The 24600-nt window shown below is 69.3% G+C and carries 19 protein-coding genes and 1 pseudogene; 14 read left to right on the top strand and 6 right to left on the bottom strand.

The genetic code is table 11. From position 1 onward, the window contains the following. Positions 1 to 540: 540 nt before the first annotated feature. The 3 genes from ADK57_RS31065 (at position 541) to ADK57_RS51530 (ending at position 6284) form a co-directional block, all read left to right on the top strand. Positions 541 to 1854: a tyrosine-type recombinase/integrase gene (locus ADK57_RS31065; protein WP_053752944.1), complete on the top strand. Its 1314-nt coding sequence runs from the start codon at positions 541 to 543 to the stop codon at positions 1852 to 1854. 234 nt (positions 1855 to 2088) lie between these two features. Continuing rightward, positions 2089 to 5877 carry a hypothetical protein gene (locus ADK57_RS31060; RefSeq protein WP_053752943.1) on the top strand — a complete coding sequence of 1263 codons (3789 nt, stop codon included), beginning with the start codon at positions 2089 to 2091 and terminating at the stop codon, positions 5875 to 5877. A gap of 170 nt (positions 5878 to 6047) precedes the next feature. Further along, positions 6048 to 6284 carry a hypothetical protein gene (locus ADK57_RS51530; protein WP_053752942.1) on the top strand — a complete coding sequence of 79 codons (237 nt, stop codon included), beginning with the start codon at positions 6048 to 6050 and terminating at the stop codon, positions 6282 to 6284. A 142-nt stretch (positions 6285 to 6426) separates the two neighbouring features. Here the strand turns inward: ADK57_RS51530 and ADK57_RS31050 are convergent, their stop codons facing one another. Then, positions 6427 to 6864: a hypothetical protein gene (locus ADK57_RS31050; protein ID WP_003974483.1), complete on the bottom strand. Its 438-nt coding sequence runs from the start codon at positions 6862 to 6864 to the stop codon at positions 6427 to 6429. A gap of 551 nt (positions 6865 to 7415) precedes the next feature. Here ADK57_RS31050 and hemL point away from each other — a divergent pair. From hemL to ADK57_RS31005, 9 genes and pseudogenes are all read left to right on the top strand, one after another. After that, positions 7416 to 8735, top strand: a complete 1320-nt coding sequence (gene hemL / locus ADK57_RS31045; RefSeq protein ID WP_053752941.1) for a glutamate-1-semialdehyde 2,1-aminomutase — start codon at positions 7416 to 7418, stop codon at positions 8733 to 8735. After that, entirely contained in the window at positions 8732 to 9415 is a 684-nt protein-coding gene (locus ADK57_RS31040) for a histidine phosphatase family protein (RefSeq protein WP_053752940.1), read from the top strand. Before hemL ends, ADK57_RS31040 begins: the two co-directional genes overlap by 4 nt. Positions 9416 to 9525: 110 nt before the next feature. After that, positions 9526 to 10812, top strand: coding sequence for a hypothetical protein (locus ADK57_RS31035; protein WP_053752939.1), 1287 nt, complete (start codon positions 9526 to 9528; stop codon positions 10810 to 10812). A 66-nt stretch (positions 10813 to 10878) separates the two neighbouring features. Further along, the gene (locus ADK57_RS31030; RefSeq protein WP_053752938.1) at positions 10879 to 11487 is read left to right on the top strand and encodes a TlpA family protein disulfide reductase; all 609 of its coding nucleotides are present in this window, start codon (positions 10879 to 10881) and stop codon (positions 11485 to 11487) included. 1 nt (position 11488) lies between these two features. After that, on the top strand, positions 11489 to 12262 hold the full coding sequence (locus tag ADK57_RS31025; RefSeq protein WP_053752937.1) for a cytochrome c biogenesis CcdA family protein: 774 nt from the start codon (positions 11489 to 11491) through the stop codon (positions 12260 to 12262). Between the two features lie 3 nt (positions 12263 to 12265). Further along, a complete protein-coding gene (gene resB, locus ADK57_RS31020) occupies positions 12266 to 13990 on the top strand; it encodes a cytochrome c biogenesis protein ResB (protein WP_053752936.1) in 1725 nt (574 codons plus the stop codon). After that, the gene (ccsB, locus tag ADK57_RS31015; RefSeq protein WP_199830725.1) at positions 13987 to 15099 is read left to right on the top strand and encodes a c-type cytochrome biogenesis protein CcsB; all 1113 of its coding nucleotides are present in this window, start codon (positions 13987 to 13989) and stop codon (positions 15097 to 15099) included. The genes resB and ccsB overlap by 4 nt, the downstream gene beginning before the upstream one ends. A 93-nt stretch (positions 15100 to 15192) precedes the next feature. Next, positions 15193 to 15537, top strand: a pseudogene (locus ADK57_RS47995) (RNA polymerase sigma factor); the annotation flags it as partial. 82 nt (positions 15538 to 15619) lie between these two features. Then, complete coding sequence (locus ADK57_RS31005) at positions 15620 to 16018, top strand: SRPBCC domain-containing protein (RefSeq protein ID WP_053752934.1); 399 nt, start codon at positions 15620 to 15622, stop codon at positions 16016 to 16018. A gap of 102 nt (positions 16019 to 16120) precedes the next feature. On the opposite strand, the gene ADK57_RS31000 is transcribed toward ADK57_RS31005, so the two are convergent. From ADK57_RS31000 to ADK57_RS30985, 4 genes are all read right to left on the bottom strand, one after another. Continuing rightward, positions 16121 to 17692, bottom strand: a complete 1572-nt coding sequence (locus ADK57_RS31000; RefSeq protein WP_053752933.1) for a hypothetical protein — start codon at positions 17690 to 17692, stop codon at positions 16121 to 16123. Between the two features lie 37 nt (positions 17693 to 17729). Then, entirely contained in the window at positions 17730 to 19835 is a 2106-nt protein-coding gene (locus ADK57_RS30995; protein WP_053752932.1) for a hypothetical protein, read from the bottom strand. A 122-nt stretch (positions 19836 to 19957) separates the two neighbouring features. Further along, a complete protein-coding gene (locus ADK57_RS30990; RefSeq protein ID WP_053752931.1) occupies positions 19958 to 20944 on the bottom strand; it encodes an isopenicillin N synthase family dioxygenase in 987 nt (328 codons plus the stop codon). Next, positions 20937 to 21395, bottom strand: a complete 459-nt coding sequence (locus ADK57_RS30985; protein WP_053752930.1) for a nucleoside deaminase — start codon at positions 21393 to 21395, stop codon at positions 20937 to 20939. Before ADK57_RS30985 ends, ADK57_RS30990 begins: the two co-directional genes overlap by 8 nt. A 99-nt stretch (positions 21396 to 21494) precedes the next feature. Here ADK57_RS30985 and ADK57_RS30980 point away from each other — a divergent pair, with 99 nt between their 5' ends. Beyond that, complete coding sequence (locus ADK57_RS30980; RefSeq protein WP_053752929.1) at positions 21495 to 22754, top strand: PucR family transcriptional regulator; 1260 nt, start codon at positions 21495 to 21497, stop codon at positions 22752 to 22754. A gap of 8 nt (positions 22755 to 22762) precedes the next feature. On the opposite strand, the gene ADK57_RS30975 is transcribed toward ADK57_RS30980, so the two are convergent. Then, positions 22763 to 23662: a transglutaminase-like domain-containing protein gene (locus tag ADK57_RS30975; protein WP_053752928.1), complete on the bottom strand. Its 900-nt coding sequence runs from the start codon at positions 23660 to 23662 to the stop codon at positions 22763 to 22765. Positions 23663 to 23829: 167 nt separating this feature from the next. On the opposite strand from ADK57_RS30975, the gene ADK57_RS30970 reads away from it, so the two are divergent. Beyond that, positions 23830 to 24597 (top strand): CDP-alcohol phosphatidyltransferase family protein, encoded by a 768-nt coding sequence (locus ADK57_RS30970; RefSeq protein ID WP_053752927.1) that lies wholly within the window; start codon positions 23830 to 23832, stop codon positions 24595 to 24597. Positions 24598 to 24600: the final 3 nt, after the last annotated feature.

Raw genomic sequence — 24600 nt, 5'->3', positions numbered from 1 at the left:
CGGATCCCCGGTTGCCGAAATCGCTCCCACGGAAGTCGAAATTTTCTGCGGAGAAGCAACCGGCTGAAGTGCCGGAATCCGGTACCTCGGCAGCTCAGAGGTGGCGCCCAGCGCTGAGAAGTGGCGCGGCTCGCCCAGCGGGCATCGCATCCGATAGCCGCTCAAATCGCCCACTTCTTTGACGCGGAGGGAAGGTAGCACAACCTCCCCGCCGAAACGGCTCGTGATGTGCCGGAATTCGACGAGACGAACACCACTTCGCCTCCGGGCGACTTTTGGAGAGTTTAAGAACTAACTCTTGCCATGACGGCCGACTGCAAGTTACAGCTATTTGTCATGCCCAACCGACCTGTCGAAATAGGCCCCGCCGGCCTCCACGCCGCCCGCGCCATCGAGCACCCACGCCTCGTGCCAGCCGGCCCCAGCACCAGCTCGCCGCTCCTCCCGCAGCCCTGCTGCTCCCGTGGCTGACGCACACCGCCGCGACCCACGCCACCCCCCAGTCCCCAAACCCCGTCCAGGAGGCCCTTCTTGGCTGACGTGTACGACCGCTGGCACAAGTCCCATCCCAAGCCGGACGAGACCCAGTGCAGCGAGCACAAGAGCCGCACCCGGCGGATGGTCCCGACCTCTGACCACGGGATCGGTAAGCGCTGGCAGGTCCGGTACCGGGACCTGGACAGCCACCAGCGCAAGGAGAACTTCCACACGAGGGCCGAAGCCGACAAGCGGGCGGCCGAGGTCGACGTCGAGATCCGGAGCGGCAGCTACGTCGTTCCCGCCGAGACGAAGCAGACGCTCGGCGCCTACGCCCAGAGGTGGCTCGACGCCAACTCGGTAGGCCCGACCACGGCCCTCCGCTACGAGGCCACCGTCCGCAACCACATCGTCGCCCACCTCGGCCGGCGCGAGCTGCGGTCCTTGAACAAGCCCTCGGTCATTCAGGGCTGGATTCGCACGCTGCAGGACGGCGGCTTCGAGGTGTCGACGATCGAGGGCATCTTCGACATCCTCTCCAGCATCCTCGGCATGGCCGTGGAGGACGGGCTGCTGCCGAAGAACCCGTGCAAGTCGAAGTCGGTCAAGCTGCCGACCGCGACTAAGAAGAAGATCGTCCCCTGGTCCCTGGAGCGTGTGCGTGCCGTCATCGCCGGGCTGCCCGAGCGCTTCCAGGCAGGCGGCAAGCTCGCCTTCGGGTGCGGTCTGCGCCAGGGGGAGGTCTTCGGCTTCGCCGTCGAGGACATCGACTTCAGGGGTGGCTGGATCCACGTCAACCGCCAGGTGCGGCTCGTCGGCACGAAGCCCGTTTTCGCCTTGCCTAAGGGAAACAAGATCAGGTCGGTGCCGCTGTCGGCTCAGCTGGCCGCAACCCTCAAGGCCCATATGAGGCAGTTCCCGCCGAAGGCGATCACGCTCCCCTGGGCGAAGCCTGACGGCGAGCCCAAGACCTTCCGTCTGCTTTTCGTCGACGAGAAGGGCCGGGCGTATAACCGCAGCGTCTTCAACATGGGCGCCTGGAAGCGAGCCCTGGTCGCCGCCAGTGTGATCCCTCCCCGCGAGCGCGGGGCGAGGTACCTCCAGGCGGCCCCGGAGCACGGTATGCACGCCCTCCGGCACGCGTACGCCTCCGTGCTCCTGGACGCGGGGGAGAGCATCAAGGCGCTCTCCGAGTACCTCGGCCACTCGGACCCCGGCTTCACGCTACGGACGTACACGCACCTGCTGCCGTCCAGCGAGACCCGCACCCGCAAGGCGATCGACGATGCCTTCACCGAATACAGGGAGTCCGAAGCTTGGAGTGCAGCAGGGCCTCCACCGAATACCAAGTGCCCGCGAGGCGCTCTGGCTGCCTGACGGGTCGTCCGCACCTGGCGAGGGCGGGTGCGATCGAGGATCTCAGTTGGCGAACCATGGTCTGAGATAGCTGGCGGCCTCAGCCTGACCACACGCATCAGGCCCCGGACCTCGGCCTCCAGGCCGCCGAATGATGTTGAACCCCGGTCTGTGGATGAGTATGAGGCGGACGACGATGGCGTCGACGGAGTTGAAACCGAAAGGAGTGTCAGTGGGTAGCAGTACCGTCGGAGCATGACTGTGTGGCCGCCAATTGATCGTGACGATCTTCGCAAGGCACGTGGTGACGCGGGTTTCGATACCGTCCTCCCGCTGCTGATCCGGCGCTTGATAGCCGAGACCGCAAGCGGCTTGGAATCGCTGGACATGCCCGGCGGCTCCGGCACCGCCGTCGGCGGTTACGACGGCATCGTCACAGCGTCGCGACCGTCGGCGTTCGTGCCCGAGGGAACTTCGGTGTGGGAGTTGTCTGTTGGCGGCGGCAACAGCAAGGCCGAGGATGACTACGAGAAGAGGATCAAAGGCCCGAAGGGGCTCGCGACCCAAGACGTCACCTACGTAGAAGTCGTCCTCGACACGTGGAGAGATGCTCGAACCTGGGCCGAGCGCCACACCGAAGACGGTCGGTGGCGGGAGGTACGTGGGTACAACCTCGACGGGATCGACCTCTGGCTGGAACAAGCGCCCGCCACCACGGCATGGCTTGCTGCCCGACTGGGGAAGGCACTGCCGGGCGTGCGGTCTCTGGATTCGTGGTGGACTGACAGTTGGCTCCGGTCGACGCGCATCCCGCTGGACCGAACGGTGGTGCTGGCAGGAAGAGAGAAGGCAGCCGCCGACTTTGGTGCCCTACTCGCCACCGGCCGGTCGGTGACCACGCTAGGTGGTGATCTGCGTCCCGATGAAGTCTGCGCTTTCGTAGCCGCTGCCCTAGAACAGGAAGGCATCCTGGGGGCCACTCAGGTGGGGGCGCGGGTCCTGTTCGTTTCCGACAAGAGCGGTATCGAGCAACTGGTCACGCAGCGCCAGCCGTTGATCTTGGTCCTCGCAGACCCGGCCCTCGCCCGGGACATTCCGCAGCAGCAGCCTCACCAGTTGGTGTGGGCGGCGATGCCCGGCGCCCGGTGCGACGTGAAGGTGCCCAGGCTCTACAGCCAAGTCATCGAGTCCCTGCTGCTCTCCAACGACATGCCGCGTGAGCGTGCGGCCCGACTCGGCGCGCTCGGTCGCCGCAGCCTGCTTGCGCTGCGGCGAGCCCTGGCCCACCACCCGGAGCCACTCACATCGGAACGGGCCTCGACGCTCGATGTGGTCCGCCGGCGGCTGCTCCTGCTGAATTCCTGGAACGGGGACAACCAGGAAGACCGCCGTGTGGTTGGGCAGTGCACGGGACTTGAATACGAAGAGTTGCAGGAACGGGCTCGGGAGCTCGCCGCCGGGACCGACATCCCTTTCCTCGGCCACCAGGAAGAGATCTGGCACGTGCTCGCTGCCGAGGATGCCTGGACCTTGCTCGGTAGATCCCTCACCAGCGACGATCTCCAATTCTTTCGAACGGCAGTCTCGGAGGTACTGACCGAAACGGACCCCACCCTCGGTCTGGACCCGGGCGAGCGGTGGAGGGCTGGGGTGATGGGCGTGAGACGGTGCTTCTCACACACCCTTCGCACAGGGCTCGCCCAGTCGCTCGCCCTCCTGGGCACTCTGGGCGCGGACCTACGGGGACCCGGAGGCGTCACGGGAGACCGATGGGCGCGACTGCTGGTTCGTGATCTGCTCAAGCAGGCGAACGCTGATGACACGTACATCCTGTGGCGTTCCCTGGGCGATGTGCTCGCCTTGCTGGCTGAGGCCGCTCCGGAGGAGTTCGTAGAGGCGATGCACGACGGCCTCAGTGGCACCGGGCCTCTCCACGTTGCCATGTTCGCCGACAACCAGCCTGACAACATGGGCCTTGGATCCAGCTCCCCTCACACAAAGTTTCTGTGGTCCTTGGAGATCCTGGCGTGGTCTCCCGAGCACCTCGATGACGCAGTCGACGTACTGGCTGCGCTGGCTGTCGTGGACCCGGGCGGCCGGCTCTCGAATCGTCCCCTTGCGAGTCTGGTGGGGGTTCTCAGCGCGTGGGCTCCTAACACGACCGCCCATGCCGAGGACCGCATAAGAGTAATCCGACGTCTGGTACGGAGGCAGCCGGCACTCGGCCGCAAGTTGCTCCTCCAGCTCATTCCTGACAGTCACGCTATACAGATGAGCCATCCTGGTCCGCGTTTCCGTGACTGGAAAAGGGACACCGTCGTCACCCCGCATGATCGATGGAGTGTGACCACCGCCGTGGTCGACCTACTCCTGGACGAAGTCAACGCTGCCCCCGAGCTGTATGCCGAACTGATCGGTAAAATCGACGTTCTCCCTCCCCAACACCGCGCTGAGGTCGCGCGAGGGCTGACTGAGCTGGCCGGCGACCTGGAAGATGACGATCAGCGCGCGGTTCTCCACCGCGCACTGCGCGATCAGGTCGCCCGGCACCAAGAGTATGCGGACACCGCGTGGGCCCTTCCCGCAGACGAGCTTCGCCCCCTCCAAGCCGCATGCGAAGCGCTTGAGCCTCGGAATCCGGTGAGGCGGTACGCATGGTTGTTCCAGTCCGGTTGGATCACGCTCGGCGACATCAGGCGGCGTGACGACTTCGCTGCCTACGACGCGGAACTCCTCGCCCGGCGGGCCGCCGCAGTCGGGGAGACAGTCGCGAATGGAGGGCTGACGGTTCTTGCCGAGCTGGCTTCCGTAGCCGAGTTCGCCGACCTGGTGGGCATCGCTCTCGCCGAGCACTCCGAGGACCATGACCAAGAGCTGCTGTCCTGGCTTGAGGAGGACGCCTCACCAGCCAAGGAGGTCGCGGTTGGGTACCTGCGTCGGCGCATGTGGGCTCGAGGGAATGATCTCCGCGACAGACTTCTTTCTCTCACAGAGGTTCCGCATGTTCAGGCAGTGCTCCTGCGACTCTCCCCAGAACCAGCCGCCGCGTGGTCGAAACTCTCTGAACTCCGTCCGGAAGTAGCAGGACATTACTGGCGTGAGTTCTCCTACTTTGGGCTCGGCCCCGACTTCCCACGAGCGCTTGATGCGGCCCGGTCGCTGCTGGGTGCAGGCCGACCTGCAGCAGCGCTGGACCTGATCCTCCTTTACGACAAGGAAGGGGACACTCCAGAGGTCGCTGAGATTGTCGTCACCGGGCCTGAGGACCTCATTGCGGCTAGATTGAGCGATCCTGAGATCGGGCGACTCAGTTCACATTTCAAGGACCTGTTTGCGCTGCTGGCGCGGCACTGCGAGCAGGTCGGGCGTCAGCGCATCCTCAGTCTGGAGTGGCAACTCTTGCCTGCGCTCGGATTCGACGCTAAGGCTCCAATCCTCCACAAGACGCTGGTCGAGGACCCTGAGGCGTTCGCGGATTTGGTGACGTGGTCCTTTCGTCCCAGCACCGCTTCCGGCGAAGATACGGTAGATGTCGTAGAAAAGGAGAATAGGCGCAATATTGCGAACCATTCCTACCAAGCCCTTCGCACGCTGCGAACGTGTCCAGGACTTAAGGCCGACGGAACCCTCGACCCGGTTGCACTGCGCACGTGGGTCATGACGGCACGGGTAGAACTGGCCTCCAGGGATCGCGCCAGGGTGGGTGACGTGCAGATCGGTCAGGTCCTTGCTTTCGCCCCGCGCGACCAGGACGACCTGCAAGTTCCGGAAGTTGTCCGAGACCTACTTGAAGAGATCAATAGCAGCGATCTCGAAAGCGGTCTCAGTATTGGTATCTACAACAAACGAGGTGTGACTAGCCGGGGGCTCCTAGACGGTGGAGGGCAGGAGACGGAGCTGGCCCGGTCCTTCCGGGAGCAGGCCGAACGCGTACGCGCGTGGCCGCGAACCCGGAAGTTGCTCAAAGGGCTTGCGGAGTCGTACGAAGCAGACGCCCGGCGGGAAGACCAAGAGGCAGAGCGACGCCATCAGGGCCTGGAGTAGGCCATGCCGCCAAGGCCCGTTGCGAAAGTGCAGGCCGACGCCGCTCAGTGAGCTCAATAACAGCACGGTCGCCTTATTGACGTGAGCGACGCCGACACCGATGCGCCCCTGGCCGCGCGCGAGGCGGCTGGCTGCACCCTGACACCATTGCCGACCTCACGGTTCACTGGATGAGGATCGCCCGTCAGGAGCCCAAGGCTCTTGAGGCGCTCGCGAAACTCAGCAAGTGCGCCCCGCTCGAATGGCAGCGGGCGACGGGGGCTGACCTGGGCCGAGCGACTGACCGGCGGCAACCTGAGTACGCCGGCCACTCGGAGCCGGACTTCACGCTGCGGACGTACACGCACCCGCTGTCGTCCAGCGAGACGCGGACCCGCAAGACGATCGACGACGCCTTCAGACAGTAGCCAGCACCAGAAGCCCAGGGCGCATCAGTGCCCTCGGCTAAACCAATGTGCCCTCAATGTGCCCTGGCCGCCTGACGCCCCCTCTCCGGCAAGCAGAAGGGCGAGGCCCGAAGACCCCGCCCGACCCCTACGAAACCCCAGCTCAGGGCCACACCAGGCAGTACGGCTGATGCCCCGCCTCATGCAACCGGTGCGAGAAGTCCTGCCACTCGTGCAGCAGTTGGTACACGTTGAACGCATCCCGCGGCCCACCCCGGTCCGGCACCGTGGACCAGATGAACGCCGCCGCGCCCACCGCCTCCTCGCCGATGCCGCGCAGGGGGTCGACGACCGTCATGGGGAGCTTGACCACCGCGTAGTCGGGGTGCAGGACGACGAGCTCCAGGGGCGGGACCTTGTGGAGGGGGACGCCCTCGATGCCGGTGAGGACCATCGCTGCCATGGTCTCCGGCTTGATCTTCGTGAACATGCCGTTCATGCCGAGCTCGTCGCCGCCGAGTTCCTCGGGGCGCATCGAGATCGGGACGCGGGCTGCGGTCGCGCCGTCGGGCGCGCCGAAGTACTTGTACGTCACCCCCACCCGACCACCATTCCTGCTCCCCGCCCTCAGCCGGTCGACCCTTCGGTCGGCCCGCTCCGGCTCCTCACTGGGTACACCAGGTACAACGTGTCCCTGACGCGCTTCGTTCGATTCTTCCGCCTCGCGCCGGTGCTTTCCCCGCCGGGCACGTCGAGGACCCCGGTCGTCAGTCCCCTCGCCCAGTCCACCACCGCGATGCATATCTCCACCCGACTGCTTTTCTAGGACCCGTGGCCCCCGCCGCGCAACCCGATCATCGTGTCAGTGACCTCCCCCACGGCCGCCCGCCGAAACGTGCGTTGAAACACCTGCCCGCAGGATCTTTGCAGCCCCTGAACAGGACGCACCACAACATCGTCCCTGTGAGCTGTGTGTATCAGGTGCCAGTCTCGCAGATGCCGGAGGGCGGGGGACTGGTTGCCGGGTCAGTAGCCTCCCCTGCAGCGCGTCCGCAGCGGCCCGCTGTCCCCGGTGCCCCTGGCCTACCCTGAGGAGGTCACTGGCAAAACCGGAGTCCGAGCAGTCGGAGAAGGTCGGAGAAGTCGCAGGACATGAGCGAATTGCCCTATTCATACGATGCGCCTGTCTCGCAGGCCCTGTTCGACCGCGCGTCCGCCGTCACCCCCGGCGGCGTGAACTCCCCGGTGCGCGCCTTCCGCGCCGTGGGCGGAACACCCCGGTTCATGGTGTCCGGCAGCGGCCCGTACCTCAAGGACGCCGACGGGCGCGAGTACGTCGACCTGGTCTGTTCCTGGGGGCCCATGATCCTCGGGCACTCCCACCCCGAGGTCATCGCCGCCGTGCAGGACGCCGTCTCCCGCGGCACCTCCTTCGGTACGCCCGGTGAGGGCGAGGTCGCGCTCGCCGAGGAGATGGTCGACCGGATCGAGCCGCTGGAGCAGGTGCGGCTGGTGTCCAGCGGGACCGAGGCCACGATGTCGGCCATCCGGCTCGCCCGCGGGTTCACCCGGCGCACCAAGGTGATCAAGTTCGCCGGGTGTTACCACGGTCACGTCGACTCGCTGCTCGCCGCCGCCGGGTCCGGCGTCGCCACCTTCGCCCTCCCCGACACCCCCGGCGTCACCGGCGCCCAGGCCGGCGACACCATCGTCCTGCCCTACAACGACCTCGACGCCGTGCACGCCGCCTTTGGCGCCCACCCCGGCGAGATCGCCTGCGTGATCACCGAGGCGTCCCCGGGCAACATGGGCGTCGTACCGCCGCTGCCCGGCTTCAACCAGGGGCTGAAGGACGCGTGCGCGCAGAACGGCGCGCTCTACATCTCCGACGAGGTCATGACCGGCTTCCGTACCAGCCGGGCAGGCTGGTACGGCATCGACGGCGTCCGGCCCGACCTGATGACCTTCGGCAAGGTGATGGGGGGTGGGTTCCCGGCCGCCGCCTTCGGGGGGCGCGCCGATGTCATGGGGCACCTCGCGCCCGCCGGGCCGGTCTACCAGGCCGGCACCCTCTCCGGTAACCCGATCGCCACCGCCGCCGGTCTCGCCCAGCTGCGGCTCCTCGACGACGCGGCCTACGCCCGGATCAACGACGTGTCGGCGCAGATTCAGGCGCTGGTCTCCGGGGCCCTCACCAAGGAGGGCGTCGCGCACACCGTGCAGAACGCCTCCAACATGTTCTCCGTCTTCTTCACGGACCGCCCGGTCCGCACCTACGAGGACGCGAAGGCGCAGGAGTCCTACCGCTTCACCGCCTTCTTCCACTCCCTGCTGGCAGGCGGCGTCTATCTGCCGCCGTCGTCCTTCGAGTCCTGGTTCGTGTCCACGGCCCATGACGAGCGGGCCGTCCAGCGGATCGCCGACGCCCTTCCGGCGGCGGCCCGAGCGGCTGCGGAGGCCACGGAAGCATGAGCGACAACCACGACATCACCGTCGTCCACCTCATGCGGCACGGTGAGGTCGCCAACCCGGACGGCGTCCTCTACGGCCGTCTCGGCGGCTACCACCTCTCCGAGCTTGGCCGGCAGATGGCCGACCGGGTCGCCGAGCACCTCGCCACCCGTGATGTGACGCACGTCGTCGCCTCCCCGCTGGAGCGGGCGCAGGAGACGGCGACGCCCATCGCCAAGGCGCACGGCGTGGACCTCGCCACCGACGACCGGCTCATCGAGGCCGGCAACGTGTTCCAGGGGAAGACCTTCGGGGTCGGGGACGGGGCGCTGCGCCGGCCCGAGAACTGGAAGCACCTCGTCAACCCGTTCAAGCCGTCCTGGGGTGAGCCGTACGTCGACCAGGTCATCCGCATGATGGGTGCGCTGAACGCGGCGAAGGACCAGGCGCGCGGGCACGAGGCCGTCCTCGTCAGTCACCAGCTGCCGATCTGGATCGTGCGGTCGTACGTCGAGAAGCGGCGGCTGTGGCACGACCCGCGCAAGCGGCAGTGCACCCTCGCGTCCCTGACGACCTTCACGTACCAGGGCGACAAGATCGTGTCCGTCGGCTACACCGAGCCGGCCCGCGACCTGGTGCCCGCTCATCTCCTCGCCGGCGCCAAGCCGGTGAAGGGGAAGGGCAAGGCCTTCGGGGCGTAAGCCCTTTCCGTGTGCCTCTGTTACGGAATCCGGAAGTATCGAAGGAACCTCCCCGTTCGTCGCCTCCTCTGACTGGGTGACCACCAGAGAACGTGACGAACGGGGATGCAATGCGCACTCTCACCCGCAGGGGAGCACTCGGACTCGGCGCGGGCGCCGCGGCCGCCGCAGGACTGGCGGGGTGCGGCACCCTCACGTCGTCAGACGGGTCGAGCCATGCCGGTGGTTCCGGTTCCGGGGGCGGTCGCCCCGGCAGTCCGAAGCCCAGCGCCCGCCCCCTCGGTGACGGCTCCACCTCCTTCACCGGCAAGCAGCCCCACCAGCCCGCGAAGCCCGAGCCGTTGGAGCCTGGGCAGACCCCGCCACAGTTCGTGGTCTTCTCCTGGGACGGGGCCGCCGAGGTCGGCAACGGTCTCTTCCCGCGCTTCCTGGACCTCGCCAAGGAGCACGGCGCGAGCATGACCTTCTTCCTCTCCGGGCTGTATCTGCTGCCCGAGTCGAAGAAGCGCCTCTACGACCCGCCGAACAACCCGCGCGGCGCCTCCGACATCGGCTACCTCACCGACGAGCACGTCAAGGCGACGCTGGTGAATGTGCGGCGTGCCTGGCTCGAAGGGCACGAGATAGGCACCCACTTCAACGGCCACTTCTGTGCCGGCACCGGCACCGTCGGCAACTGGACGCCCCAGCAGTGGCGCAGCGAGATCGACCAGGCCAAGTCCTTCGTCAAGGAGTGGCGGACCAACACGGGGTGGACCGATCTGCCCGCGCTGCCCTTCGACTACGACAAGGAACTCGTCGGCGGCCGCACGCCCTGCCTCCTCGGCCAGGGCAACCTGCTGCCCACCGCCCGCGAACTCGGCTGGCGCTACGACGCCTCCTCGCCCGGCGGCCGCCAGGTCTGGCCGCAGAAGCAGCAGGGCATGTGGGACCTGCCGTTGCAGGCGATACCTTTCCCCGGCCGCCAGTTCGAGGTCCTCTCGATGGACTACAACATGCTCGCCAACCAGTCCGTCAACTCCACCAACGCGCCCGCCTACAACTACCCGGCCTGGCGCGAGCAGTCCGCCGGCGCCTACATCGCGGGATTCAAGCGGGCATACGAGACAAACCGCGCCCCCTTCTTCGTCGGCAACCACTTCGAGCAGTGGAACGGCGGCATCTACATGGACGCCGTCGAGGAGGCCCTGAAGCACATCGCGCGGGAGAAGGAGAAGGGCGAGGACGTACGTCTGGTCTCCTTCCGGCAGTTCGTCGACTGGCTGGACGTGCAGAAGCCCGAGGTGCTCGCCAAGCTGCGCACGCTCGATGTCGGGCAGCAGCCAGTCGGCGGCTGGAGCGAGTTTCTGCAGGACACCGCCCCGTCCGCCTCGGCGACCTCCTCGAACGCTGCCTGAAATGCGGGTTTCCGCCCGCAAGGGGGGTGCGCAAGATCCCCGGAACGGGCATGCGAAACTTTTCACATGAGTGCCGCCAGCCGTAGTCGCACCCGTAGTCGTGCCGTCCTGCTCACCGCCGTTGCCGCGGCAGCCGCGCTGACCCTGTCCGCGTGCAGCTCGGGCGGTGTGTCCGGCGGAGGCGGCGACACCAACTTCGTCACCGGCAACAACGGCATCGACACCGTCGCGCAGGGCAAGCGGACCGCGGCCCCCGACCTCTCCGGCGCCACCATCGACGGCAAGCAGCTCGACGTCGCCGACTACAAGGGCAAGGTCGTCGTCCTGAACATCTGGGGCTCCTGGTGCGGCCCGTGCCGGGCCGAGGCCAAGTACTTCTCCAAGGTCTCCAAGGAGTACGAGGGCAAGGGCGTCCAGTTCGTCGGCATCAACACCCGGGACGCGAGCACGGGTCTCGCGGTCGCCTTCGAGAAGGACTTCGGGATCACCTACCCGAGCCTGTACGACCCGACGGGCAAGCTGATGCTCCGCTTCAAGAAGGGCACGCTCAACCCGCAGCTGGTCCCCTCCACGCTCGTCCTCGACAAGAACGGCAAGATCGCCGCGCGGGCCCTGCAGGCCCTCGGCGAGGAGAGCCTGCTGGGCATGCTCAAGCCCGTCCTCGCGGAGAAGTGACGTGAGCGCGCTCCTGACCCTCGCCGAGGCGACGGGCCGCAACGAGACGGTGTTCAGCGGTGCCCTGCTGGTCGCCCTGCCCATCGCCCTGCTCGGCGGACTCGTCTCCTTCTTCTCGCCGTGCGTCCTGCCCCTCGTCCCCGGTTACCTCTCCTACGTCACCGGAGTCACCGGCACCGACCTGGCCGACGCCCGCCGCGGGCGGATGGTGGCCGGAGCCTCGCTGTTCGTGCTCGGGTTCACCGCCGTGTTCGTCTCCGGCGGGGCCCTCTTCGGGTACTTCGGCGAGACGCTGCAGGAGCAGAAGGGCATCCTGTCCAAGGTGCTCGGCGTGCTCATGATCCTCATGGGTGTCTTCTTCATGGGCCTGATGCCCTGGCTCACCCAGCGCGAGTTCCGCTTCCACAGGAAGCCGGCCGCCGGACTGATCGGCGCCCCCGTCCTCGGCGCCCTCTTCGGCATCGGCTGGGCGCCGTGCATCGGACCCACCCTCGCCTCCGTGCAGGCGCTCTCCTTCAGCCAGGCGAGCGCCGGCCGCGGGGCCATACTGACGGTCGCGTACTGCCTGGGCCTCGGCGTACCGTTCGTGCTCGCCGCGGTCGCCTTCCGCAAGGCGCTCGGCGCCTTCGGCTGGGTCAAGCGCCACTACGTCTGGGTGATGCGCCTGGGCGGCACCATGATGATCGTGACCGGGCTGCTGCTGCTTACCGGCGCGTGGGACCAGATCGTCTCCGAGATGCAGAACTGGTCCAACGGCTTCACTGTGGGGATCTGATCGATGAGCAAGACGACCACCGGCGCGCCCGCCGACCCGACCCCGGACGAACAGGACCTCGGCGCCGCCGGATCCCAGCTCTCCACGGCGCCCAAGGAGGAGCTGCCCAGCCTCCCCTCCCTGGGCGTCATCGGCTGGGCCCGCTGGTTCTGGCGGCAGCTGACCTCCATGCGGGTCGCGCTGCTGCTGCTCCTGTTGCTGTCGCTCGGCGCGATCCCCGGCTCGCTGATCCCGCAGACCGGAACCGACGAGACGAAGGTCGCCGACTTCCGCGACGCGCACCCCGCCCTCGGTGACGTCTACGACAAGCTCGGTCTCTTCCACGTCTACAGCTCGGTGTGGTTCTCGGCGATCTACATCCTGCTGTTCGTCTCCCTCATCGGCTGCATCGTCCCGCGCACCTGGCAGTTCGTGGGCCAGCTGCGCGGCCGCCCGCCCGGTGCCCCCAGGCGCATGACCCGGCTGCCCGCCTACACCACCTGGCGCACCGGGGCCGAGCCCGAGCAGGTACGTGAGGCCGCGCTCGCCCTTCTGAAGAAGCGCCGCTTCCGCGCCCACCTCACCGGGGACGCGGTCGCCGCCGAGAAGGGCTATCTGCGCGAGGTGGGCAACCTCGCCTTCCACATCGCCCTGATCGTGCTGCTCACCGCCTTCGCCTGGGGCCAGCTCTTCAAGATGGAGGGCAACAAGCTGATCGTGGAGGGCGACGGCTTCTCCAACACCATCACGCAGTACGACGACTTCAAGTCCGGCAACCTCTTCAGCCAGGACGACCTGGACCCGTTCAGTTTCACCCTGGACGACTTCACGGGCACCTACGAGCCGAGCGGCCCGAACAAGGGCACCCCACGCACCTATCAGGCCGCCCTCGACTACAGCATCGGCGCCTACGGCAAGGACAAGAAGACCACCGTCAAGGTCAACGAGCCGCTGGAGATCGGCGACTCGAAGGTCTACCTCACCGCCCACGGCTACGCGCCCGTCATCACGGTCCGAGACGGCAAGGGCAACGTCGTCTACAGCCAGGCCGTGCCCCTCCTGCCGCTCGACTCCAACGTCACCTCCTCCGGTGCGATCAAGGTCATGGACGGCTACCGCAACGCCAAGGGCGTGAAGGAACAGCTCGGCTTCCAGGCCTTCTTCCTGCCGTCCTACGTGCCGGGCAACGAGGTGGCCTCGCAGTTCCCGGCGCTGACCAACCCGGTGCTGAACCTGGAGGCCTACCACGGCGACCTCGGTGTCGACGCGGGCATCCCGCAGAGCGTGTACCAGCTCGACAAGAGCCACCTGAAGGAGTTCAAGAACTCCAAGGGCGAGCAGCTGCGGGAGAACCTGAAGCCCGGCGAGACCATGAAGCTCCCGAACGGCGCCGGCTCGGTCACCTACGAGGGCACCAAGGAGTGGGCCAACTTCCAGATCACCCGGCAGCCCGGCAGCGGCTGGGCGCTCGGCGGCGCGGTCACCGCGATCTTCGGTCTGGCCGGCTCCCTGTTCATCCAGCGCCGCCGCGTGTGGGTGCGGGCCGTCAAGGGCGACGACGGCGTCACCGTCGTCGAGATGGCCGGCCTCGGGCGGAGCGAGTCCGCCAAGGTGCCCGAGGAACTCGGCGACCTCGCCGGGATCCTCTACGACCAGGCACCGGGCGTGCCCGACGCGGATGACGCCCCCGCAGATCCTTCCGTTTCCCCCGACCCCCAAGTCGTACCTGCCGAAGGGGCTGAGCAGTGACTCTCGCCGCCGCAACCGATCTGGCCGCCGCGACAAACCTGGCCGCCGCCACCAACGAAAACCTCGCGAACCTCAGCAACACGCTGATCTACTCCGCCATGGCCGTCTACACCCTGGCCTTCTTCGCGTACATCACCGAATGGATCTTCGGTGGCCGCAGCAAGATCGGCCGTACGGCAGCCGCGCTGACCGCGAGCAAGGAGGCGGCCGGCCCCGCCGTCACCGTGAACAAGGCCGGTGGGACCGCCGTGATGGAGCGGCCGAAGGTCGTGGTGCGGGCGGCGGCCGGGGCGCGTGACGTGCCCGACGGGCCCGGCGCCCATGGCGGCGACGCGCAGGGCGACCTCTACGGGCGTATCGCGGTGTCCCTCACGGTGCTCGCGTTCCTCATCGAGCTGGGCGGGGTCGTTGCCCGCGCGGCCTCGGTGGAGCGGGCGCCCTGGGGCAACATGTACGAGTTCAACATCACCTTCTCCACGGTCGCCGTCGGCGTGTACCTCACGCTGCTCGCGCTGAGGAAGAACGTGCGCTGGCTCGGCCTGTTCCTGATCACGACGGTCCTCCTCGATCTCGGCATCGCCGTCACAGTCTTGTACACCGCCAGCGACCAGTTGGTTCCCGCCCTCCACTCGTACTGGCTGTACATCCACGTCTCGACCGCGATCCTGTGCGGTGCGGTCTTCTACGTCGGCGCCGTCAGCACGATCCTCTACCTGTTCAAGGACTCGTACGAGAACAAGCTGGCGAGCGGCGGCGAGCCCGGCCGGTTCGCCACCTCGTTCCTGGAGCGGCTGCCCGCCTCGGCGTCCCTCGACAAGTTCTCCTACCGCGTCAACGCGGCCGTCTTCCCGCTCTGGACGTTCACGATCATCGCCGGCGCGATCTGGGCGGGCGACGCCTGGGGCCGCTACTGGGGCTGGGACCCCAAGGAGACCTGGGCGTTCATCACCTGGGTCGCCTACGCCTGCTACCTGCACGCCCGCGCCACCGCCGGCTGGAAGGGCCGCAAGGCCGCCTATCTGGCGCTGATCGCGTTCGGCTGCTGGCTGTTCAACTACTACGGCGTCAACATCTTCGTGAGCGGCAAGCACTCCTACGCGGGCGTGTAGCCGACTCCCTTACGGTGGAGGCCGGTTCCCTGTGACCTGAGTCACGGGAACCGGCCTTCGTCGTACGGACAGGTAGAGGGCGTGGATACGAATCTGCGGAAACGGATTCGCGCGGGGGACCATGACGCCTTCGGTGATCTCTTCGACGCGTACGCACGCTCCGTCTACAACCATGCCTACCGGCTCACGGGGGACTGGGCACTCGCCGAGGACGTCGTCTCGCTGACCTTCCTCGACGCCTGGCGGCTGCGGGCGAAGGTCGCCGAGGACGGCGGCTCCCTGCGCCCCTGGCTGCTGGGCGTCGCCACCAACGTCACGCGCAACACCCGCCGCGCCGCCCGAAGACACGCCGCCGCCGTCGCCCGCCTGCCCCGTGACCAGACGGTGCGCGACTTCGCCGACGAGGTCGCCGGGCGCCTCGACGACGCCGCGTCGCTGTGCTCCGCCGGGCCGTCGTCGACCGCGCAGGTCAGCGGCCCTGAGGGATGCGCGTTCCGCAAGCCGGGGGCAGGCTGGTGTCATGAGCGGTTCCGTCGAACAGGGCACCAGCCAGACCCACGGGGACATGCGCATCCTGCACTTCCTGGTGCGGTTCCCGAGGCCCATGGAGGCGGTCTGGCCGGCGTTGGCCACCCCGGAGGGGATCGCGGCCTGGTGGACGGCCGTCGATGTCCTCGAACCCCGCCTCGGCGGCGCGGTCACCCTGCGTGACCTGGGGTCCGGGCAGGTGACCGCGTGGGACGTGGAGCGGGTCGCCGAGTACACGGTGGAGGGCGGCGGGCGGATCAGGTTCCACCTGGAGCGGGACGGGGACGACGGATCCGCCCTGCGCTTCACCCACGAGTTCCGGGGGGACCGGGAGTCGGAGGCGCGCTGGCGGGCCCGGTTCGAGCGGCTGATCGATCAGCTGGAGACCTGAGGGGACCCACCTGTAGACCTGAGGGGATCACCTGTAGACCTGAGGGGACCAGCCGGAGACCTGAGGGGATCACCTGTAGACCTGAGGGGACCAGCCGGAGTCCTAGGACGGCGGCAGGCACTCCTTCGCCGGCGGCTTCCCCTCCGGCCAGGCGATCTTCACGAACCGGTTGGTGCCCTGCGGGGTCACCTCCACCACCGGGACGGCCTTGTCGTACGGGTTGCCGTGCACGTCCAGACAGATCCAGCCGCTCGCCCCGCTCACCTTCAGCGAGCCCTTGACCTGCGGCCACTGCAGACCGACGTCGGCCGGCGGCGGGACCACCTCGCCGTCGGGGGTGGCCTCGCGGATGCCCTTGACGGCCAGCTGCATGGCGTCGTACGCGATGATCAGCTGGCCGTCCGACAGGGTGATCGGACCGATCGGGCCGACCGGCTCGCGCTTGCTGCTCGCCAGCAGCCCGTTGAGGACGTCCGCGTCCTTCGCCGAGCCGCCCGTCTTCACCGGGTCCTTCGTCCAGGCGTCCGGGTGGGCCAGGGCGGTGTAGCGCACGGAGAGGTTGTGGGTGAGGGCGCTGCGGTCGAGTTCCTTGTCGCCGGTGAGGTAGGAGGCCTCGTCGCCGGTCAGCAGGGTGAACCTGCGGTCCTGGCAGCCGCGTCCGCCCAGCGCGTTGATGAACTGCCGCAGCTGGGTGTGCCGTCCGGCGAACAGGATGGTGTCGGTGTCCGGCGCGGTGTCGCACACGAGGTGGGTGATCTGCCGGAACGTGTTGGCGGTCGTGCCCTCCTGGCTGCGGTCGGCGGGCGGAGTGAAGGGCTGCGGCTCGTACGGCGAGCCCTCGATGAGGTCCGCGAACGACTTCTGCAGCGTCGTCGTGTACGGGTCGCCCGGCTTGTCGTACACCAGCAGCGCGTTGCCCGCCGTGACCTTGGCGAAGGACGCGAGTGCGCGGGCCTCGTCCGTGTTGGTGGGGGAGACCCGGGCCAGCCCCGGGAAGGGGTCGGTGCCGTCCTGGCCGTTGGCGAGGTCGTCGGCGGTGATGGATGTGCCGATCACCGGAATCCCGCGCCGGGTCAGCTCGGCGACGGCCTTCTTGTTGTTCTCGGTGCTCAGTCCGACCCCGGTCACCGCTCGCAGCCGGTCCGGGCCCTTGGTCATCCCCTCCAGCTGGTCGACCGTGTGCTCCCAATGGGCGCCGGTCGCCCCGGGGTTGGCCAGCACCAGCCGGATCGCCGGGGTCTGCCCGGCCGACTTGTGGTTGGCCTGGTACTGCGCCAGATACGCGCCCTGCAACTCGTGCAGCACGTCCCCGAGGTTGTCGGAGTCGGTCGCGGTGAAGGGTTCGAGGAGGGCGACGGTGACATAGCTGTCCGCCTTGAGCGACCTGTTCTCCCGGTCGATCGCCCTGACCGTGTCCCGGAGTCGGGACCGGCCGAAGTAGTAGTCCGTCGCCGACACGCCCACGCACTCGTCGCTGCCCTCGGGCCGTAGGACCCCGGGGGCGCAGGAGCGGTCGTCGTGCGCGAGCGCCCGCACGCCGAAGACCAGCCCGGTCACCACCGCGGCGGCGACCAGCAGGGCGAGGTAGCGGCGCAGGGGGATCTCCCAGACGCCCTCGCGCAACCGAGTGCCGAAGCCGCTGCCCGAACCGCTGCCGGAACCGCTCCCCGCCATCACGCCTCCCCGTGGCCTGTGCGGCCTCTGCGACCCATCAGGCATCCCCGTCCGGTTCGTCCTCGTCGTCGTCCGGGACGCGCAACGCCCGCCCGGCGAGCGCGTCCTCGGGCCAGTCCCGCGAGGCCCGCCACAGCAGCGCGTTGCCCGCGGGCCGCAGGTTGGACAGCTGCTCCAGTTCGAACCGCAGCCGGTCGCACACCTTCGGGTCGGGCAGCGCGAGCGGGTCGGTCAGCTGCCACACGGCGTGCAGCAGTCGCCGTATGCGCAGGTGCAGTACGGCGTCCGCGCCCTCCGGCACGACTTGCACGGCGTCCGTGCGCCCGAGCGCGATGGCCGCCCGCCGGTCGTCCCGCCCCGCGAAGTCGTGGCCCTCGGCGTCGTGCGCGTGGAAGTAGGGCGCCGACGCGATGAACCGCAGCGACCGCAGCCAGATGCGGATGTCCAGGGCGGGGAAGGCGTCGCGCAGGTACTCCACCGCCGACTCCGCGCCGCCCAGGGCGAGTTCGTGGTGCAGCCGGTAGCGGGCGCGGGCCGGATCCTCGTCGTCGGCCGAGTGCGCGTAGTGGCGGATGAGCGTCTCGTGCGCCAGCCGCCACTGACCGTGGTCCGCGTCCCGGTGGTGCAGCCGCAGCAACAGCAGGGTCCGTACGAAGGAGTCCCCGACGAACCGGCCCGGCACCTGCGGCAGCCCCTCCGCCACGAGCCGGGTCTCCAGCGCCCGCACGTCCGCCGGACCGAAGTCGTCCGGGAGGAGTGCCTCGGCGAGCGCGCAGGCCGAGTCGTGGTCGTGGGCGGCGGCCAGCACGGTCAGTTCGTCCAGGCGGTCGGCGGGCACCAGCCGGTCGAGGAGTTCGAGGTAGGTGGGCCGCCCGTCATGGTCGTCGTGCAGCCGTACGTCCGCGGTCAGCAGCTCCCCGAGGGAGGCGGCACCCGGCAGGTTCTGCGCGGCGGAGTCGGCGAGCCGGACGATCCCCAGCGGGTTGCCGCCGGTCAACCGGTGGGTGGCGTAAGGCAGTTGGGGTGGCGCCGGGGTCTGAGCGCAGGCGGCGCCCACCAGGTGCAGGGTGTCGTCGGGGCTGAGCGGCGCCAGCGCCACCAGCAGCGCACGGGAGGACGGGGCCGCCGGGTCCGGCGCCCAGTCGCTGCGCCGCGCGACCTCCGCCAGGGTCCGCCGTACGGCGTTGCGCAGGGCGGGACGGTCTGCGCCGCGCAGGCCGCCGACGAACACGACCTGGTCGGCGATCCCGTCGGCGCGGTCGCGCAGTATGGCGTCCGCCAGTCCGGGCCCGGGAGCCTGCTGCGCGTTGTCGATGAGTACGACGGGCCGCCCCAGCCGCTGCATCCGCGGCAGCACGCCCGCGTACGCGTCGGTCAGGTCGGCGAGCAGCGCCCGTACGAGATGGCGCTCGGCGTGCTCCCGTGATGTGCCGCCGGCCCGGAAGTGCCCGGACAGCAGCATCAGACCGCGGCGGGCGTCGGCGCCCGCGTTCGGGTAGGCGCGCCACCAGGCGGAGGCCCGCTGCTGGCGCCGGTTCACGAAACTGTCGGAGAAGGACTCCAGGGTCGCCTCGATCGCCGACGCGACGAGCGGGCCGGTGCCGCTCACCGCCGCGACGACGTTGGCGGTGACCCGGCCCGCCATCCGCCCCGCGAACCCGGCGATCCACGACCCGCCCTCGTTCAGCAGCAGGATCCGCTCCACCTCGCGCCGGATCCGCTCGGAGTCCGCGTCGTCCCAGCCGCCCGCCGCGACCGCGACGAGGCCCGACATCAGCCGCGGGAAAGTGATCCGCCCGGCACCGGTCACCGGCTCGGCCAGCTGCTCGGCGACCCCCAGCAGCGCCTGCGACACCGGCGACCAGGCCTCAAGCGGCCGCCCGCCGGTCGGCCTCGCGAACTGGACGTCCTCGCAGTCGATCAACGCGACCGGCGTGTGCCCCTTGTAGGCGTCCCGCAACTCGCCGAGCACCGCACTCTTGCCGAGCCCCCGCCCGCCGGTGAGCAGCACGAAGGGCAGCTCGTTGGGATGCTCGACGGCGGTGGCCCGGTGCTGGTGCGGACGCAGGCCCACGAGCCGCGAAGCAAGACCGGCCGGATCGGTGTCGAACAGCGCCCCGCGCCCGTGCAACGGTCTGCCCACCGCATCTCTCCCCCCAGAGACTCCAACATCAGAGTAAGGAGGGGGAGTTGGTGCGGGCCAGACCCCGTGGTGTCCGTTGCGTTACGAAACTCTCGACGCGCTTTTCCGATGCGGTCCACGGTTCAGGCCACGGTGATCGAGTCCAGCTTCGCCCGCAGGTACGTGTGCGAGTCGACGGGCTCGTACGCGACCCGCCCCACCGGCGCCGGCAGCGACTCCACCAGCGTGCCCGGCGTGCACTCGCCGAAGTAGACGAGGGACATCAGCTCCTCGGCGGGCGCGTCGGCCGGCGGCGGCAGCACGCGGTGCCGTCCCGAACGCCAGCGGTCGCCCGTCCAACGTGCCATCAGGTCACCGATGTTGATGGTGAAGGCGTCCGGGTCGAAGGGCGCGTCCTCCCAGCCGACACCCCCGTCCGCAGGGTCCGTGTACACCTGCAGCCCGCCCTTGCCGGCCTGCCGGTCGAGGATGGTCACCGTCCCGAAGTCGGTGTGCGGGCCGATCCGGAACTGGCCCGGCTGAGGCTCCCCGACGACCTCCGTCCCCGGGTACCAGTTGATGTTGAAGCCGTACGTCGGATGGTCCATGTGCTTCGAGAAGAAGTCGGCGTCGAGCCCGAGCGCCTCGCCGAGCAGGGACAGCAGCTCCTTCTCCAGGTCGGCCATCCGCGCCAGGTACTCCTCGCAGAGTTCCCGGAGTTCCGGCACCTGGGCGGGCCAGACGTTCGGTGCCGCCCACTCCGCGTCGACCACGGGATCCTCGAAGTGCTCGTGCGTCGCGAACGTCAGCGACTCCTTCAGGTCCGGCGGGGTCTGCGTACCCTCCGAATAGCCGTTGGCCTCCGCGCCCGGCCCGAGCCAGCCGCGTCCGCCGACCTTCGCCGTGTACGGCTGCTTGACGTCGACGGGGAGCCTGAAGAACGTCCGCGCGGCCTCCCTGATGCCCGAGCGCAGGGCCGGGTCGACCCCGTGCCCGGTGACCAGCAGGAATCCGGCGGTCTGGAGGGCGTCGTCGACGGTGCGGGCGATCTCGGCGCGGGTGTCGGGGTCGCCGTCGATCCAGGGCCTCAGGTCGATGGTCGGGATACGGGGGGCGGGGCTGTCACTCACCAATGTCCTCGTTCCACAGTGCCGGGTTGTTCTCGATGAAGTCGCGCATCATCTCGACGCACTCGGGGTCGTCGAGGAGCACGATCTGAACGCCGTGCTCCGCCAGCCAGTCGTGGCCGCCGTGGAAGGTGGCCGCCTCGCCGACGACGACCCGTGAGATGCCGAACTGGCGGACCAGGCCGGAGCAGTACCAGCACGGGGAGAGGGTGGTCACCATCGTCGTACCGCGGTACGTCCGCTGCCGTCCCGCCGCCCGGAAGGCGGCCGTCTCCGCGTGCATGGAGGGGTCGTCGTCCTGGACGCGGAGGTTGTGGCCGCGGCCGAGGAGGGTGCCGTCGGCGCCGTAGAGGGCGGCGCCGATCGGGATGCCGCCCTCGGCGAGCCCGGCGCGGGCCTCCTCGACGGCGGTGGCGAGCCAGATACGTGCCGTCGCCTGATCCATAAGGTCCATGACTTCACTCTCCTGTGGCGGAAACACGAGGGCAACGTGCGGAAAGTACTCTCCGGGCATCCCGCAGCCGGACGAACTGTCAGCGCCCTGGAGGTTCCCGTGCCCGCACTCACCCTCCGTGAAGTCCTGGAGCTGGACCCGGTGCGGGCCGCCGAACCCCGGCTCCTGGCGGGCGAGGGTTCCTTGGACCGTCCCGTCCGCTGGGTGCACTCCAGCGAGGTGTACGAGGGCGCGAACTTCCTGGACGGCGGGGAGCTGCTGCTGACGAACGGCTTCGGGCTGACGGACGCCGACGAGGAGGTCCGGCGGCGGTACGTGCGGGAGCTGGCGGCACGGGACGCGGCCGGGCTGGCGGTGGAGGTCGGGCGGTCGCTGCCGTCGATGCCGGACGAGGTGACCGACGAGGCCCGCCGGCTGGGGCTGCCGCTGGTGGCCCTGCACCGGGTCGTGCCCTTCGTGCGGATCACGGAGGCCGCCAACCGGGCGATCGTGGCCCGGGGCCTGTCGGGGCGGTCCGTCGTACGGCCGTGGGGCGACGACCACACGGCGGCCCTGCTGGCGGATCTGGCGGACCGGGCGGCGCTGAACCAGCCGGAGGTGGAGGCGCGGGCGGCGCTGGCGGGGTTCCACCCGGGCCCCGGGGCCCGCCTGCTCGGGGTGTCCCTGCACGGCACGCGGGACGTGAGCACGGTGGACCGTGCGGTACGGCTGCTCGGCGGGGCGGGGGTGCTGCGGGCGGCGTTCCCGGGGGACGTGCTGGCGCTGCTGTCGCTGCCCGGCTCACGCATCGGTGACCCGGTGCGCGCCGTCCAGGACGCCTTCCGTACGGCCGCCGAGCCCGGCCTCACGGTCGCCGTCGGGCACGCCGTCGCCGTCGGCGGAGGCTGGCTGCGCTGGAGCGACACGCTGCGTGCGGCCCGTACGACGCTGGAGCTCGCGCTGACCGTGCCGGCCGCCGAACCGGGCGTGCCGGACGGCCCGCTGGTGACGTCCTCGCGCGCGCTGGCCCTGGAACGGGAGCTGACCCGGGGCGGCGTGGACGCCAACCGGGAGCGGCTCGCCGGGCTGGTCCAGCACGCCTTGGGCCCGCTGCTGGCCTGGGAGGCGGCCCACCCCAGCGACCTCGTCCGCACCCTGGAGGTCCACCTGCGGCACGGCTGCTCCCCGACGCGCACGGCCGCGCTGCTCCACATCGGCCGGCAGTCGCTCTACCAGCGGCTGGAGCGGATCGAGTCCCTCCTCGGCCTGGAGATCGGCGACCCGGACCTGCTGGGGGAGCTGTTGACGGCGGCGTGTGCGCACCGGTTGGTGCGGGGGATGGGGCAGTCGGCGGGGGTGCGGTTGCGGACGGTGGCCTGACCTCGGCGTCAGCGGAGGGTGACCCGGCTCGGTCCGTTGAAGGGTGCGTAGCACGTCACCGTCCGCGGGGTGCGCAGGACGTCGTCCTCCGCGAACAGTTGCTGCGCCGCCTCGAAGGACACCTCGCCGCAGACGACGGGGGCGACACGGTCGTAGAAGTCACGGGACGACTCCGGCAGCGGCTGCCCGGGCTTGCCCTCGTCCTCGCCCCATACGTCCCACAGCAGCGTCTCCACCCTGTTGAGCGCGGCGAGGTCGAGCCGGATGCTGCCGGCCACGTACCGCTCGCCCCAGAACGGCCCTTCCGACGGCGGGTGCAGCCCGAAGGTCTTCTCGTCGGCCCCGCGTTCACGGATCGCCTGCCAGGCCTCGCCCGCGACGACGAAACGGTCGCGCGGGACGTCCATCGGGTCGAAGTCCACCTTCCAGTGGGCGGTGACGAAGGGGTCGGCGAGCTGGGCGTCGGCGAACAACCAGCCGCGTTCCTCGTCCCAGTACTCGGTGACGACGTGGTCGCCATGGAAGCCGTTGGACCCCCAGTAGTCGGCGAAGCCGATCCGGATGCGGGCCGGGACGCCGAAGTGGCGCAGGAACGAGCAGTGCAGCAGCGAGAAGTCCCGGCAGGTCCCGACGAAGCGGTCCTGGGGCTCGCGCCGCCGGTGCAGCGGGGCGTCGTTCCGCTCCACGAGGATGCGCAGGATGTCGTCGATGTAGCGGGTCTCGGCGTCGTTGTGCAGACGGTCGACCGGGTGGGTGTGGCCGAACAGGTCGCCCTCCACGCGGTGGATCAGCAAGTCCCGGGCGATGCGGGCGAGTTGGGCGGGGTCGCGCGGCAAGTCGGCATAGACGTGGGCGAGATCGCCGGGGTCGGAGAACGGGGCGTGCGTGGCGTAGAAGGCGAGGGACACGGCTGGCCTCCCGGATGTCCGGTTTCATCGACCACGTGTTCGAATACGGGCCGGTGTGCTTCACCGTGTCAAAATCCGCCGTCATCTGTCCAGCAGGCGGGCAGGTAACCTGTGCCGATCACCGCCGCGTCGGCGGGAGTTGAGCCCCTGGCGTGGGAGGAACGGTCATGGTTGCTGCTCCGGTTCTGGAGGAGCTGCGGGAGGTCTGCCAGCCGCAGGCCAAGCTGGCGAGCCGCAACGGGGAACACTGGGCGGGCCGGCTGTACATGCGGCGCATCTCGCTGCGGTTCACCCGGCAGCTGGTGCGCACGCCGGTCACCCCCGACCAGCTGACCTGGACGATGGTCGTGTGCGGGATGGCCTCCGGGGCCGCGCTGATGATCCCGGGCCTGACGGGTGCCGTACTGGCCGTCGTCCTCATGCAGTTGTTCCTCCTCTTCGACTGCGTGGACGGTGAGGTCGCCCGCTGGAAGGGCCAGAACAGCGCGTCCGGCATATACGTCGACCGGCTCGGCGCCTATCTGGCCGACGCGGCCCTGCTCGCGGGGGCGGGCTACCGGGCCGCCGAGTCGGGCGTCGGCGGCTGGCTGTCGATCGGCATCGCCACCGCCCTCGGCGTCGTCCTGCTGAAGGCGTCGACCGACCTCGTCGACGTGGCCCGCGCCCGGCGCGGACTGGGCGTCGTCGACGACGAGTCGACCCGCCCGCGCTCGCAGGGCGTGGCGACGGTCCGCCGCCTCGCCGCCGCCTTCAAGATCCACCGCGTGACGAACGGCATCGAGGCGTCGCTGGTCCTGCTGGTCGCGGCGGTCGCCGACGAGGTGACCGGCGGCATCGACCCGACCCGCTGGGCACTTGGCGCGCTGGCCGTCATCACATGGGTGATGGTCCCGGCCCACCTGCTGTCGATCCTGTCGTCGTCGCGGCTGCGCTGAGTG

It is taken from the genome of Streptomyces sp. MMG1533 (assembly GCF_001279775.1).
Taxonomy (GTDB): Bacteria; Actinomycetota; Actinomycetes; order Streptomycetales; family Streptomycetaceae; genus Streptomyces.
The sequence above is the reverse complement of the archived record's forward strand: the minus strand, read 5'-3'. Positions and strand labels throughout refer to the sequence as shown.

Bases quoted from the DNA above. Each gene is read 5' to 3' on its own strand.
- ADK57_RS31060 (WP_053752943.1), top strand. From the start codon at position 2,089: ATGACTGTGTGGCCGCCAATTGATCGTGACGATCTTCGCAAGGCACGT.
- ADK57_RS51530 (WP_053752942.1), top strand. From the start codon at position 6,048: ATGAGGATCGCCCGTCAGGAGCCCAAGGCTCTTGAGGCGCTCGCGAAA.
- hemL (WP_053752941.1), top strand. From the start codon at position 7,416: ATGAGCGAATTGCCCTATTCATACGATGCGCCTGTCTCGCAGGCCCTG.
- ADK57_RS31040 (WP_053752940.1), top strand. From the start codon at position 8,732: ATGAGCGACAACCACGACATCACCGTCGTCCACCTCATGCGGCACGGT.
- ADK57_RS31035 (WP_053752939.1), top strand. From the start codon at position 9,526: ATGCGCACTCTCACCCGCAGGGGAGCACTCGGACTCGGCGCGGGCGCC.
- ADK57_RS31030 (WP_053752938.1), top strand. From the start codon at position 10,879: ATGAGTGCCGCCAGCCGTAGTCGCACCCGTAGTCGTGCCGTCCTGCTC.
- resB (WP_053752936.1), top strand. From the start codon at position 12,266: ATGAGCAAGACGACCACCGGCGCGCCCGCCGACCCGACCCCGGACGAA.
- ADK57_RS31005 (WP_053752934.1), top strand. From the start codon at position 15,620: ATGAGCGGTTCCGTCGAACAGGGCACCAGCCAGACCCACGGGGACATG.
- ADK57_RS31000 (WP_053752933.1), bottom strand. From the start codon at position 17,692: ATGGCGGGGAGCGGTTCCGGCAGCGGTTCGGGCAGCGGCTTCGGCACT.
- ADK57_RS30985 (WP_053752930.1), bottom strand. From the start codon at position 21,395: ATGGACCTTATGGATCAGGCGACGGCACGTATCTGGCTCGCCACCGCC.
- ADK57_RS30970 (WP_053752927.1), top strand. From the start codon at position 23,830: ATGGTTGCTGCTCCGGTTCTGGAGGAGCTGCGGGAGGTCTGCCAGCCG.